Annotated in this window: 13 protein-coding genes; 7 read left to right on the top strand and 6 right to left on the bottom strand. The window is 71.1% G+C overall.

Going from position 1 to position 13,349, the window contains the following annotated elements:
* Positions 1-103 precede the first annotated feature (103 nt).
* The 3 genes from AB0D14_RS22370 to AB0D14_RS22360 all read left to right on the top strand — a co-directional run bounded on the left by AB0D14_RS22370 (position 104) and on the right by AB0D14_RS22360 (position 3,250).
* On the top strand, positions 104-1,522 hold the full coding sequence (locus AB0D14_RS22370) for a CAP domain-containing protein (RefSeq protein ID WP_362781571.1): 1,419 nt from the start codon (positions 104-106) through the stop codon (positions 1,520-1,522).
* 196 nt (positions 1,523-1,718) lie between these two features.
* Positions 1,719-2,723, top strand: coding sequence for a cation diffusion facilitator family transporter (locus AB0D14_RS22365; protein ID WP_362781569.1), 1,005 nt, complete (start codon positions 1,719-1,721; stop codon positions 2,721-2,723).
* Positions 2,724-2,806: 83 nt separating this feature from the next.
* On the top strand, positions 2,807-3,250 hold the full coding sequence (locus tag AB0D14_RS22360; protein ID WP_362781567.1) for a helix-turn-helix transcriptional regulator: 444 nt from the start codon (positions 2,807-2,809) through the stop codon (positions 3,248-3,250).
* A 10-nt stretch (positions 3,251-3,260) separates the two neighbouring features.
* Here AB0D14_RS22360 and AB0D14_RS22355 read toward each other — a convergent pair whose 3' ends face one another.
* From AB0D14_RS22355 to AB0D14_RS22340, 4 genes are all read right to left on the bottom strand, one after another.
* Complete coding sequence (locus tag AB0D14_RS22355; protein ID WP_362781565.1) at positions 3,261-3,866, bottom strand: ATP-dependent Clp protease proteolytic subunit; 606 nt, start codon at positions 3,864-3,866, stop codon at positions 3,261-3,263.
* A 1-nt stretch (position 3,867) separates the two neighbouring features.
* A complete protein-coding gene (locus AB0D14_RS22350) occupies positions 3,868-4,557 on the bottom strand; it encodes an ATP-dependent Clp protease proteolytic subunit (RefSeq protein ID WP_362781564.1) in 690 nt (229 codons plus the stop codon).
* 153 nt (positions 4,558-4,710) lie between these two features.
* Entirely contained in the window at positions 4,711-5,463 is a 753-nt protein-coding gene (locus AB0D14_RS22345) for a GntR family transcriptional regulator (protein WP_362781562.1), read from the bottom strand.
* A gap of 27 nt (positions 5,464-5,490) precedes the next feature.
* On the bottom strand, positions 5,491-7,683 hold the full coding sequence (locus AB0D14_RS22340; protein ID WP_362781561.1) for an alpha-N-acetylglucosaminidase: 2,193 nt from the start codon (positions 7,681-7,683) through the stop codon (positions 5,491-5,493).
* 199 nt (positions 7,684-7,882) lie between these two features.
* On the opposite strand from AB0D14_RS22340, the gene AB0D14_RS22335 reads away from it, so the two are divergent.
* From AB0D14_RS22335 to AB0D14_RS22320, 4 genes are all read left to right on the top strand, one after another.
* Positions 7,883-8,617 carry a sugar isomerase domain-containing protein gene (locus AB0D14_RS22335; protein ID WP_362781559.1) on the top strand — a complete coding sequence of 245 codons (735 nt, stop codon included), beginning with the start codon at positions 7,883-7,885 and terminating at the stop codon, positions 8,615-8,617.
* 64 nt (positions 8,618-8,681) lie between these two features.
* The gene (locus tag AB0D14_RS22330) at positions 8,682-10,028 is read left to right on the top strand and encodes an extracellular solute-binding protein (RefSeq protein ID WP_362781557.1); all 1,347 of its coding nucleotides are present in this window, start codon (positions 8,682-8,684) and stop codon (positions 10,026-10,028) included.
* Positions 10,018-10,917: a sugar ABC transporter permease gene (locus AB0D14_RS22325; RefSeq protein ID WP_362781555.1), complete on the top strand. Its 900-nt coding sequence runs from the start codon at positions 10,018-10,020 to the stop codon at positions 10,915-10,917. The genes AB0D14_RS22330 and AB0D14_RS22325 overlap by 11 nt, the downstream gene beginning before the upstream one ends.
* Positions 10,914-11,741 carry a carbohydrate ABC transporter permease gene (locus AB0D14_RS22320; RefSeq protein WP_362781553.1) on the top strand — a complete coding sequence of 276 codons (828 nt, stop codon included), beginning with the start codon at positions 10,914-10,916 and terminating at the stop codon, positions 11,739-11,741. Before AB0D14_RS22325 ends, AB0D14_RS22320 begins: the two co-directional genes overlap by 4 nt.
* A gap of 54 nt (positions 11,742-11,795) precedes the next feature.
* Here AB0D14_RS22320 and AB0D14_RS22315 read toward each other — a convergent pair whose 3' ends face one another.
* Positions 11,796-12,008, bottom strand: coding sequence for a hypothetical protein (locus tag AB0D14_RS22315; protein WP_362781551.1), 213 nt, complete (start codon positions 12,006-12,008; stop codon positions 11,796-11,798).
* Positions 12,009-12,108: 100 nt separating this feature from the next.
* Positions 12,109-13,275: an ROK family transcriptional regulator gene (locus tag AB0D14_RS22310; RefSeq protein ID WP_362781549.1), complete on the bottom strand. Its 1,167-nt coding sequence runs from the start codon at positions 13,273-13,275 to the stop codon at positions 12,109-12,111.
* Positions 13,276-13,349 lie beyond the last annotated feature (74 nt).

The following is a 13,349-nucleotide window of genomic DNA, read 5'->3' as shown; positions in this document are numbered from 1 at the left end:
CCGGCATCCGGGTACCAGGAACCCACGCACACCCGTGGGGCGTTGTCCGAATCGACGCCCCACGGGGCGCGCACAGTGATCCGGCACCCCGACAGGCGGCGCGATGAGCGAGTTGGTCCCTGGTGGAAACCTGCCCCTGCCCGGCGGCGTCCTGACCCTCCGGGTGCCCGGCCCGTTCGACATGTCGGCGCTCGTCACGGACGACAGCGGCACGGTGCGGGATGACGGCGACTTCGTGTTCTACAACCAGCCGGCCGCTCCGGGCGCGCGCCTGAGCGGGGAGACCCTCACGGTCGATCCGACCGCGCTGCGGGCGGGGTCGAGCCGCGTCACCGTCGTCGTCAGCCCCGCCGAGCCCGGCACCGCGCTGGGACGGCTGCCCGCGCCGGCCCTGCTGGTCACCGGCCCGGGTGGCCGTGTGCTCGCCCGGTTCACCCCGCCGCGCCCGCGACAGGAGACCGTGCTGCTCCTGGCGGAGATCTACCGCCGCGGGACCGCCTGGAAGCTGCGCGCACTGGGCCAGGGGTACGCCGACGGGCTGGCGGGGATCGCGCGTGACTTCGGCGTCGAGGTGAGCGAGGACGCCGACGCGGGGGCCGGCTCGGACACCGCCGCCGCAAGCGCCGGCCCCGGGGGCGCCGCGCGTGTCGCACTCGGGCGGCTCCGGGACGCCGGAGGTACCCGTGGCGCACCCGCCGGCCCCGGAGCCGCTGGTTCCGGAACCGGGTCCGGGCCCGGCGGTCCCGTTGCCGACGGCTTTCTGGGCCTCGTGAACTCCGCCCGCGCCGCCGCCGGCTCCCCGCCCGTGGCACTCGACGCCCGGCTGACCGCCGCCGCGCGGGCGCACGCCGCGGGGATGGCGGCGCGAGGCCGCCTGGGCTCCGAGGGTGCCGACGGACTCTCCGTCCACCAGCGCGTCACCGCCGGGGGCTACGCGTATCTCACCATCGGCGAGCATCTCGTCTCCGGTCCGCGCGATCCGGCGGAGTTCGTGGAGTACTGCCTCTCGGGCGAGCAGTCCCGCCGAACGGTCCAGGACTCCGCGTTCACCGAGGCCGGCGTGGCCTGCGTGCCCGACAGCCGGTCCGGGACGCTCTACTGGACCGCACTGTGGGCCAGGCCCCTGACCCCCGCCGGGCTGGCGCGGACCACCGCCGAGGTCGTCGCGCTCACCAACGCCGAGCGGGCCGCGGCAGGTCTGCCGCCGCTGGCCGAGGACGCTCCGCTCACCAGGGCGGCGCAGGCCCACAGCGCGGACATGGTGGCCCGGGCCTTCTACTCCCACACCTCACCCGACGGCAGCGAGCCCTGGCACCGGGCCGCCGCCGCGGGCAGCACCCGCCGCACCATCGGCGAGAACATCGCCTGCGGCCAGCGCTCCCCCGCCGAAGTCGTACGGGGCTGGATGGACAGCCCGGGCCATCGCGCCAACATCCTCAAGCCCGCGTTCACGCACATAGGCGTCGGCTTCGCCGGCGGCGGCTCGGCGGGCACGTACTGGACACAGCTCTTCGGCGCCTGACCCCAGCCCCGTCGGCCCCACCGGAGCTCCTCCCCGCAGACCGTCGAGCAGCCCGCCGCGCAGACCCCGAGCAGACCATCGCCGCAGGTCAGAGGCCTGTTAACGGTGATGACAACGGTCACCGATGCAGCCTTTGCCGATCTCCGCCAAGTGCGCTTCACTGCGGGGGTCGGACACCGGATCGAGGGGGACGCTCATGACCAGCGCGCACCAGGGCCACGAGAACGGGGCGGGCGGGCACGCGGGGCACTCGCACGGTGTCACCGCGGACGCGGACCGCCGCTGGCTCGCGATCGCTCTGACACTGATCGCCTCGTTCATGGCGGTCGAGGTGGTGATCGGCGTCGTCGCCCAGTCGCTCGCCCTGATCTCCGACGCCGCGCACATGCTCACCGACGCCGTGTCCATCGTGCTGGCGCTCATCGCGATGCGGCTGGCCGAGCGGCCGGCCCGCGGCGGCTTCACCTACGGCCTGAAGCGGGCCGAGATCCTCTCCGCCCAGGCGAACGGACTGACGCTGCTGCTGCTCGGCGCCTGGCTGGCGTACGAGGCGGTGCGGCGGCTGGTCGATCCGCCCGCGGTGGAGGGCGGGCTGATGTTCTACACCGCCCTGGCGGGAATCGTGGTGAACGTGGCGGCAGCCTGGTGCATCTCGAAGGCCAACCGCACCTCGCTCAACGTCGAGGGTGCCTACCAGCACATCCTCAACGACCTGTTCGCGTTCATCGGCACCGCCGTCGCCGGTCTCGTGGTGCTGCTGACCGGGTTCGCTCGGGCCGACGCCATCGCCACGCTGGTCGTGGTGGCCCTCATGTTCAAGGCCGGCTACGGGCTCGTACGGGAGTCGGGGCGGATCTTCCTGGAGGCGGCGCCCGCGCATCTGGACCCGGACGTCATCGGGGACCGGCTGGCCGCGCACTCCTCGGTCTCCGAAGTGCACGACCTCCACGTGTGGACCATCACGTCGGGGCAGCCGGCGCTGTCCGCGCACGTCCTGGTCGAACCCGTCGCGGACTGCCACACGGTGCGCCGGGACCTGGAGAAGATCCTGCAGTGCGACTACGAGATCAGCCACGCCACCCTGCAGGTCGACCACGCCCCCGCGGACGTTCTGGATGTCCGCACCGGCCGCTCCGTCGATGACACGCACTGCGAGGTCGCGCACGGACCCGTGCACCGGGACGAGCCGCACCTGCACTGAACGCCACGGCCGGGACCGGTGATTCGCCGAGGGCGGAACGCGGTGGCCTCCCTGAACCGGGCCTCACTTCTTAAGGTGGGGAGGTGAGCAGCCACGCGTCGAACCGAGCCCGCGTCATTCCCCTGCGCCCCGTTCCGGCCGAGCCGGTCGCGCCTGCGAGAACGGCAAAACCCACGGACCCCACAGAACCCGCGGAACGTGCACCCAGGGAGCCCTTGTGGCGGGACGCCGTGGGTGACGTCCTGCGGCGGGAGCGGCTCGCGCAGGAGCGGACGCTCAAGGAGGTCGCCGAGACGGCCCGTATCTCGATGCCGTACCTCTCCGAGCTGGAGCGCGGCCGCAAGGAGGCCTCGTCCGAGGTTCTCGCGGCCGCCGCGCACGCGCTCGGGCTCGGCCTCGCCGATCTGCTGGCCCTGACACACCGCCACCTCGTGCGGCAGGCCCAGCCCCGGTCTCTCAGGTCCCGCACCGCGCCGCGCCGCACGGAGTCGCGCTCCCGGTCCGGCGACATCCGTCTCGCCGCCTGACGCGAACTCCTCAGGCGGCGAACGCCAGTCGCCGGCTGAGCACCTCGTCGGCGAGCCCGTACGCCACCGCCTCCCGCGCGGTGAAGACCTTGTCGCGGTCCATGTCGGCGCGCAGGGTCTCGACGGAGTGGTGGGTGTGCAGGGACAGGACCTCCTCGACCTGGGAGCGGATCCGGATCATCTCCTTGGCCTGGAGGCCCAGGTCGGAGACGGTGCCCCGCGCACCACCGCTCGCGGGCTGGCCGAGCAGCACCCGCGCGTGTTCCAGGATGAAACGCCGGCCGGGGTCTCCCCCTGCCAGGAGCACCGCCGCGGTCGAGGCGGCCTGTCCGACGCAGAACGTCGAGATGGGCGCGCTGACGAAGCTCATCGTGTCGTAGATGGCCATGAGCGAGGTGAACGAGCCGCCGGGTGAGTTGAGGTAGATCGCGATCTCCCGCTCGGGGCCCGACGACTCCAGGTGGAGCAGTTGCGCGATGACGACGTTGGCCACGCCGTCGTCGATCTCGGTGCCCAGGAAGATGATCCGCTCGGAGAGCAGCTTGCTGTAGATGTCGTACGCGCGCTCGCCCTGCGGGGTGCGTTCGACGACGCTGGGGATCGTGTACTGGCTCATGTCAGAGTCCCATCCGTCGCTTCGAGGAGGCCGGGCGGATGTCGTCGAGGGATTCGACGACCCGGTCGACCATGCCGTACTCCCTGGCCTGTTCGGCCGTGAACCAGCGGTCGCGGTCGCCGTCGCGGGAGATCGTCTCCTCGCTCTGGCCGGTGTGTTCGGCGGTGATGCGCTCGATGGTCTCCTTGGTGAACTGGAGGTTCTCGGCCTGGATGGCGATGTCGGCGGTGGTGCCGCCGATGCCTGCCGAGGGCTGGTGCATCATGACGCGCGAGTTCGGGAGCGAGTAGCGCTTGCCGCGGGTGCCGACGGTGAGCAGGAACTGCCCCATGCTCGCGGCGAATCCCATGGCCAGGGTCGACACGTCGTTCGGGATGAGCCGCATCGTGTCGTAGATCGCCAGGCCCGCGTGCACGGAACCGCCCGGGCTGTTGATGTAGAGGCCGATGTCGGTGCGGGAGTCCTCCGCGGAGAGCAGGAGCAGCTGCGCGCAGACGCGGTTCGCGGAGACCTCGTCGACCTGGGTGCCGAGGAACACGATGCGCTGGTTGAGGAGTTGGGCGGCGAGGTGGTCGTCGAACCGTGACGGCGGGGTGTCCCCCTCCTCGGCCCGCGGTGCCAGGGCCTGGGCCCGGCCGGAGCCGAGCCCGGTCCTGGAGCCGAGGTCGAGCCCGGTGCTGCTGAGTGCCATCGTTCCTCCTGGTGGTGGCGCGGCCCGGTGCGCCGCGGTGGATCCACCCTCGGTCCGCCGACGGCGGCACGGAAGGAATCTCGGCCCGCAGCAGATTCGCCGACGGCAGAGCGTGCGCGGCACGGAAGCGGCACGGAGGCGGCACGACAGCGGCTACACCGTCACCACCAGCGAGAACTCGTACAGGTCGCCCCGGCACAGGGACTCGCCGTACTCCACGACGTGCCCCGTGCCGTCGAACGCCGTGCGCCGGACGAGCAGGGCCGCGGAGCCCTCCTTGATGCCGAGCAGCCGGGCCTGGCGGCCGGTCACGTTCACCGCGCGGATCTGCTGGGTGGCGCGCACGACCCGGACGCCCTGGGTGATCTGCAGGGCTTCCGAGAGCGAGCCCTTGAGCAGTGACTCGTCCAGGTCCGGAAAGCGCTCGGCGGAGAGGTAGACCGTCTCCAGGCAGATGGGGAAGTCGTCGCCCAGGCGCAGCCGTTCGATGCGGTGCAGGGTGGTGCCGGGATCGACGCCCAGGGCGGTGGAGTGGTGCAGGTCGGCCTCGACGAGTTCCGCGGAGAGGAGTTCGGCGCTGGGCCGGTAGCCGCGCGAGCGCAGGTCCTCGGAGAACGAGGTGAGCGTCGACGTCTTGGTGATCCGGGGGTGGGAGACGAACGTTCCCACGCCCCGCACACTGCGGATGAGGCCGTCCTCACGGAGCGCCTGGAGCGCGCGCCGGGCGGTCGCCCTGCTGACGTCGTACCGTTCGGCGAGCTGCCGTTCGGTGGGCAGCGCCTCGTCGGGGCGCATCCGGGCGATGTCGGCCTGGAGCCGTCGCCGCAGCGCCTCGTGCTTGTAGGAGTCCGTCTTGTCGGAGTCCGTCGCCGGGCCGTCGTCTGAAAGCCTGTCCTCGACCGTCACATTCACTCCGCGGTTCGCACCTGTCCGCTATCCCCGGGAGACGCGGTAGCGGGGCATCAGCGTACGCACCACGTCCAGGGTCGTTCCGGCGGTGTCCGGTCCCGGTGCCGTCGTCCCGCTCCGGTCGGCCGCCCACCGCTCCTCCTCGGCGAGCAGGGTCGCCTCGAACTCCTCTGCCGGGTATGGGGATCCGGTCTTCAGCGCCCGGGCGATGTGCTCGTACCAGCTCTGCCAGCGGGGCAGGTAGAACGTGCGGACCAGGCCGGCCCAGTGGCGGCCCGAGTAGTCGTGCAGCTTGCTGCGGGTGTGGCCCCAGAGGGTGAGCAGGCGCCGCGCGCCGGCCTCGTACAGGTCGGCCTCGGCCGGGGTGGTGCCCCAGCTGCGGGCGTCGGCCAGCCAGGCGTCCAGCCGGTACTCGGGCCGGGTGGCGAGCAGCACGTCCAGGTCCTCGATGGTGTCGAGCAGTTCACCGGCGGCCCGGTGGAAACGGTCGGCGTCCCGTGCCAGGGCCGCGTCCGCCGCCTGCCACTGCCGCTCGCACGCCGCGTGGGTGAGCACCTGCGCGGTGACGTCGCACAGGTCCCGCCCGAGCGGTCCGGCGCTGTCCCGCTCTGTCGCCTCGTCGGCCAGCAGTGCCCATGCCTCGGCCAGTCCCGGTGGCGGGTCGGGAGACGCGGGGCCGGCCAGGTGAACGGGCAGTTCGTGCCGCAGATCGCCCGCCAGCGTGGGCCGGCCGACGACGACCGAGCCCGGCGGGCCGGGGGCGTCGGACGCGTAGACGCTGTCGTGCAGCAGCTCCCAGGCGCGCAGCAGTCCGGGGGTCGCTCGGCCGTACCGGGCCCGCGTCCACGTTTCCAGCCAGGCCTGTACGTCGTCGACGGCGCCCTGCCAGGCGACGTCCGCGAGCAGCTCGTACAGGACCGGATCGCCGCCGAACGCCTCCATGCTCGCGCCGACTCCGGCGAGCGACCCGCCGCGTGCGTCGTCGCGGGCCCGGGCGGCGCCGGTGGCGATCTCGTCCAGTTTTCCGTAGAGGCCCGGCCGGCCGCCGAGGCTGTGGAGCATGCACCACACCCATGGCTTTCCCGAGTAGCCGTCGGTGCGCTGCCAGACCGGCCGGTGCTCGGCCCACAGGTCCAGGATGAGCATTCCGTCGTCCGGGATGGCGTCGAGGAAGGCCCGGGTCCGTTCCGGTGTCCAGTAGCGGGAGCGGTAGGAGAAGGGCCAGGCCTGGAGCACCCAGGTGGCCCGGTCGTCCACCGCGGTCATGACGCCGTGCACCGCCCGCGCGACCCGGGCGAGGTCGGCGGGGTCGCTCACCGGGGGTGTCGTCTCGATGAACGGGTCGGCGGCGTAGAGGTGGTCGGTGCCGAACAGCCGGGTCTGCTCGGTCAGCAGGGTGGTGCCGAACTCCTCGAAGAGCGGGTCGCGCGGGTCCAGCATCCCGACCTCGAAGTCCCACCAGGGAAGGGTCGTCGACCGGGCGCCCCGGTTCGTGATCAGTTCTCGGGGGACGTGCCCGGAGAAACCCTGGAGGACGGGCCGCATGCCCAGGGCGCGTTCCCGGTCCAGGATGCGCAGGCCGAGGTCCGTGTGGCCGTCGATCCAGCTCTGCGGCAGGGGGCCGGACCAGGAGTCGAGCGAGGCGAGCCAGTTCCACGGAAGGTAGGCCGGCCCGCCGAGGAAGCGCCGGGCGGTCTCGTCGTCGAGGCCGACGTTCAGCAGGGCCCGCTGCCACGCCGCCTCCAGCCCCGTCATCGCGAGCGGCGTGGTCACTCCGTGCAGGGCCATCCAGTCGATGTGGCGCTCCCAGCGCGCCCAGTCCCAGAAGGCGGTGGTGTAGCCGAAGGTGCACACGTTGAAGTGGTAGCGGTGGAGGTGGGGGGAGGTCGTGCGGGCTGCCGTACCGGTGCGCGGCAGCCGGTCCGGCAGCCGGGGGACGGGGGCGTCCCAGGTGATCTGCGTCCCGCAGCCGGTCCGCAGATACCAGCGCAGCGCCGAGGCGACCGCGACACCGCTGGACCCGCGCAGGGTCACGCCCGCCGGCCCGGCGTCGACCTCGTACCAGTCGTTCTCGTACCAGTCGTTCTCGTACCGGTCGGGGCCGAGGCCCTGGGGGACCACGTCGGCGGTGAACTCCGCGGCCCGGTCCCCGAGGAGACGCCCGAGCAGCTGCTGGGCGGCCTGGTTTCCGGCGCCCGGTTCCTGGCGAGGTGTCATCGTCCGGACCGCTCCTGACGAAGTTGACTGTGGTACGTACCACGGAACTCAAAAAGCTAGCCGCGCCACGCGGAGCGGTCAAGGAACTCGACCGGAAAGAAGCAGGGTTGACCGAGGGGCTGGGCATCTCCATACGCCGGTGGTACGGTCCACAGCCACGTCAGCGGCTCCGTTCGACACCTCAGGTGGCCTCGATACGATGAACGCCGATCTCGCCTACTTCGCCGCCCTCCAGGAGAACCTCACCGCGTTGGCCACCGCCGAGCGGCCCGCGATCGAGCGTGCCGCCAGGGCCGTCGCGGACAGTGTCGCCGCCGGGGGCGTCGTCCACTACTTCGGCAGCGGTCACTCGCAACTCGTCGCCATCGAACCGTTGCTGCGCGCCGGGGGCCTCGCACCGGTCGACGTCATCGCCGATCCGGCGCTCTCCCCCGTCGCCCCGCGCCACGCCGGCGCGGCCGAACGCGTCAGCGGTTACGCCGCGGCGATCCTGCGTACGGCGGACATCAGGGCGGGCGAGGTGGTGGTCGTGATCTCCAACTCCGGGATCAACCCGGTGCCCGTCGAATTCGCCCTCGGCGCCCGGGAGCTGGGCGCGACCGTCGTCGCCGTCACCAGCCGGGCCCACTCCCTGGCCGCCGTCTCACGGCACTCCGGCGGGCAGCGCCTGCTCGACGTCGCCGACATCGTCATCGACACCCACGGCAGCCCGGGTGACACGGTGGTGCCCCTGGGCGACCTGGCGGTGGGAGCTTTGTCGACCGTGCTGGGGACGGCCCTCGTCAACGCGCTGACCTGCCGGGCGGCCCAGTTGCTCGCCGAACACCACGGACAGGCACCGCCGTTGATCGTCAGTCAGAACACCGACGGCGACGCCGAGCACCGCAACAACGCGCTCCTTGAGCGGTTCAAGGACCGCTGCCCGAGGGGCTGACGTACCGATCCGACGTATCGATCCGACGTACTGATCCGACCGACGAGACCACGCAAGGAGGCCGATGATGGACAGCACACACCGGGTGCGCCGCCGCGTCGCCGCGACGGTCTGCGCCGCCGCCCTGGTGCTCCCGCTCACCGCGTGCGAGGCGCTCACCCCGGGCAGCGCGACGGCGGCGCCGGGTCCCACCAGCGTGCCGTCCTCGACCGCCGTGCCGGACGGGGACATCACCCTGCGCCTGCAGTTCGCCGACGCCCCTCTGATGGTCGACGCACTGATCGCCGCGTTCGAGAAGAAACAACCCGACATCGACGTCGAGCCGCAGTACAAGACGTTCTCGGACTACGTCCAGAACCTCAAACTGACCATGACCTCCGACACCGCCCCCGACATCGCGCAGTACGCGGTCGGTATGACCGACCTCGCGGCGGACGGCCACATCCTCGACCTGGCGCCCTACCGGGAGGCGTACGGCTGGGACAAGGCCATTCCGCCGGTGAGCCTCGACCAGCTCACCGCGGGGCGGACCAGCGAGGCCACCGGCGGGCGGGCGCTCTTCGGGGTGCCGGCCGGACTGTCCATGACGGGCCTCTACTACAACAAGGAACTCGCCGAACGGGCCGGGATCGACGCTCCGCCGAGGACGCTGGCGGAGTTCGAGGAGCAACTCGCCGCGGCCAAGGACGCGGACCTGACTCCGCTCGGCGTCGGCGCGCTGGACTCCGGCGGCCTGCACCTGTGGGCCGCCCTGCTCAACCAGCTGATGCCCACGGACGAGTACTGGGACTGGGTGAACGGCAAGAAGGGCGCCACGATAGAGAATCCGGCCGCGGTCAAGGCGAGTGAACTCATGGTCGAGTGGGGCCGCAAGGGGTACTACAACGCGTCCGCGAACGGCACCGCGCAGGTCGACTCGACCGCCCAGTTCGCCAAGGGCGACAGCGTCTTCCTGATCAACGGCAACTGGGCGGCCGGGCAGCTGGCGACCGTCATGGGGGACAACGTCGGTTTCTTCCCGATGCCCGGCGAACGGGCCGGCTCCCCCACGGTGGCCTCGGGGTTCAGCGTGTCGTACGCCGTATCGTCCAAGACCGAACACCCCCAGGCGGCGGGCGCGTTCCTCGACTTCCTGACCTCACCCGAGGCCGGCCAGATCATCAGTGACAACGGCTTCCTGCCGCCCAACCCCGAGGCCGTGAAGAAGCCGGAAGGCGTGCTCGCGGACATCGCGGAGGGCCACGAACGGGCTGTCGCCGACGACGGGATCACCACGTTCCCCGACTTCGCCGCGCCCGCGGAGCTCGACAGGCTGCGCTCCGGCGTCCAGAAGCTCATCGCGGACCGCGTGAAGCCGGCCGACTACCTCGACTCTCTTCAGGACGAGTGGGAGGACCATCATGGTCAGTAGGCCGCCGGCCCCCAGCCGGCCGGTGCGCGGGCGGAGCCGGTGGCGCGGGTACCTGTACGTCCTGCCCGCCTTCGCCGTCTACTTCGCGTTCGCGGTACTGCCCGCCCTGCACACGGCGTATCTGTCGCTGTTCGAGTGGGACGGCGTCACGCTCGGCGACTGGGTCGGTCTCGGCAACTACGCGGAGATCTTCCAGAACCCGATCCTGCGCCAGTCGGTGGTCAACGCCCTGGTGCTGGTGGTGTTCTTCTCCTTCGTGCCCATCGCTCTCGGGCTGCTGTCGACCGGCCTCCTGGCCCGCTACCGGCGGCCCGGCATGGGGGCGTACCGCTTCCTGTTCATGCTGCCGCAGGTCGTTCCACTCGTCGCGGTCGGCGTGACCTGGCGCTGGCTGTACGGGGACGACGGGGTGGTCAACCAGGCGTTCCGCGCGGTGGGACTGGACGGTGTGACCCGCGCGTGGCTGGGCGACTTCGGCGCTGCGCTGATCGCCGTGGGGCTCGTCGGCACCTGGGTGCTGAGCGGCCTGTGCATGATGCTCTTCCTCAGCGGCGTGCAGAAGGTGGACCCCAGCCTGTACGAGGCGGCCCGGATCGACGGCGCGGGTCCGGTCCGCGAGTTCGTGTCCGTGACACTGCCGCATCTGCGCGGGGAGATCGCCGTCGCCATGACCGTCACGACGGTGGCCGCGCTGGCCAGCTTCGACATCGTGTACGTGACGACGAACGGCGGCCCTGGCGAACAGACGACGGTCCCCGGTCTTCTCGTGTACCGGCTGGCGTTCTCGGAGGGCAAGGTGGGGCTCGCCGCGGCCCTGGCCGTCGTCCTGAGCATTCTGATACTCGCGATCGTCTACCTCATCAACCGTCTGTCGAGGACCGAGACATGAACACCGTCGCGCGCTCGGAACGCTGGTCCGGCTACGCGCTGCTGACCGTCATGGCGATCGTCGTCGTGATCCCGTTCCTCAGTGTCTTCCTCGCCTCGCTCCAGCCGGCGGGCACTCCGGTGGTGGGCCTGACCTGGCCGGAGCGGTGGAGCTGGGACAACTACGAGCAGGCGTGGACGGTGGCCGGGTTCTCCCACCTCATTCGGCACAGCCTCGTCATCGCGGTCGGTGTGGTCCCCGCCTGCCTGGTCCTCGCCTCGCTGGCGGGCTACGCGCTGGGCACCATGAAACTTCCCGGCGGCAACGCGGTGGCGGCGTTCTTCATCGCCGGCCTCACGATCCCGGTCGAGCTGATCGTGGTGCCCCTGTACTTCGACCTGCGGGGCCTCGGTCTGACCAACTCGTATCTGGGCGTGATCCTGGTGGAGATCGCGCTGTTCATGCCGTTCAGCGTGTTCTGGATGCGCACCCACTTCCTGTCGACGCCCACGTCGCTGGTGGAGGCGGCCCGGATCGACGGCGCCTCGTCGGCCACGATCCTGGTGCGGATCCTGCTCCCGCTGGCCCGCCCGTCCCTGATGACGCTCGGCCTGCTCGTCTTCATGTGGTCGTGGAACCAGTTCCTGCTGGTGCTGGTCCTCATCCAGGACACCACCAAGCACACGGCGCCCGCGGGTCTCGGCTTCTTCGTCGGTCAGAACAGCACGGACATTCCCACCCTGGCGGCGGGAACGATCATCGTCATGCTGCCGATCCTGATCCTGTTCGTCATCTTCCAGCGCAGCTTCATCGCGGGGCTGCTCCAGGGGGCGATGAAGGGGTGACGAAGCAGTGACGAAGGGGTGATGTGGGCAGGCGTGCGAAGGCGGAACGGGCGGTCAGGCCGCCTTCGACGGGTCCTCGTGCGAGTGGGTCCGGGGTGCGGCTGCCGACCACTCCAGGACGAGGCACTGGTACTCGCGCCGCTGCTCACCGCTCAGCATCCCGCCGGCCCGGAGCCACAGGGCCCGGATCTCTTCGTTGACCTCGGCGGCTGATCGTTGCGTGGCTCCTGGCGCACGGCAGTGAGTGGTGGACATACCGTGAATCATACGACGCTCTGCGTGAAGACCATGTGAGTAGTCACTGTGATCCTTAACGCCTTTCGGTGGCCGTTACCGCCTTTCGGTGGCCGTTCCGGCAGTGCCGGGGTCAGGCGTCGCCGGACCCGGAACCCAGGACCAGCATCTGGATGGCCAGGACGGCGCCGCCCCGCGCCCAGTCGTGGAAGTCGGACACCTTCGTTTCGAGGTTGACCGGGTCGGCCTGTGGATGGCGGTTGGCGAGGACGGCCTGCTCGACCACCGGTCCGGCCACATCGACCAGGCCCACGCCCTCACCGGCGAGGAGGATCTTCTCAGGCATCGCGAAGTTGGCGATCTGTGCGACGAGCGTGCCCAGGGCGCGCGCCGCCTCGTCGATGACCCGGGCGGCCATCGGTTCGCCCTCGGCTGCCAGCGCGAGGACCTCGTCGTACGAGACGTCACGGCCGGTCGCGGCCCCGACCTGGTAGCGGATGCTGGGAATGGTCAGCAGGGAGATGGCGCTGCCTCGCTCGCCCTCGGGGGTGAGCGGGCCGTTCGGGTTCATGATCCAGAAGCGGCCCACCCCCCGTCCGTCCTCCGCGGACACGACCCGCTTGCCGCCGCTGACCAGCCCGTAGCCGAGACCCGCGCCGATGGTGAGCACGGCGAACCGGTCGAGGCCGCGGCCCGCGCCGAACCAGTTCTCGGCCTCGACGAGCGCGTTCACGTCGTTGGCGACGACGACGGGCAGTCCGGTGGACTCCTCCAGGAGCCGCGCCAGGGGGACGTCGCGCCAGCCGAGAAAGGCCGACTCGTCGACGACGGAGCCGTCCGAGGAGCGGCCGCCCAGTCCGATGCCGATCCCGGCCAGGCCGGGGAACTCCCGGGCGAACTCCTCCGTGACCGCCCGCAGCACGTCCACGACGTGCTGCGGATCATGACTGGACAGAGGTAGGTCGTGACGGGCGACGATGTCGCTCCTGAGGGTCGTGACGACGCCGTAGACCATGTCCTCGGTGATCTTGAAGCCGATGAAGGTGCGGGATTCGGCGACGATGTCGAGGGGCTGGGAGGGCCGGCCCTGACGCACCTCGGCGAGTGCGCTGCCCTCGGCGACCTCGACAAGGAGGCCCGATTCAATGAGCGGCTTGGTGAGCCGGGTCAGGCTGCCCGCGGACAGGTCGAGCCGCCGGGCGATGTCGCTGCGCGACAGGGGGCCGTGCGTGAGCACCTCGATCGCGACGGAGCGTTCACCGGGACTGAGCGGCAGCCAGCTGGCGGCGCGTGCGGTCATGCCGACCCTCCCCATAGTTTCTTTCGTTGCAGAAGTAATGACGCCACCCTAAGCCGTGCAAGCCCTGTAAGGAA

Origin of the sequence: Streptomyces sp. NPDC048484 (assembly GCF_040651415.1) — a bacterium.
GTDB lineage: Bacteria > Actinomycetota > Actinomycetes > Streptomycetales > Streptomycetaceae > Streptomyces.
This window is presented reverse-complemented; position numbering and strand designations above follow the sequence as displayed.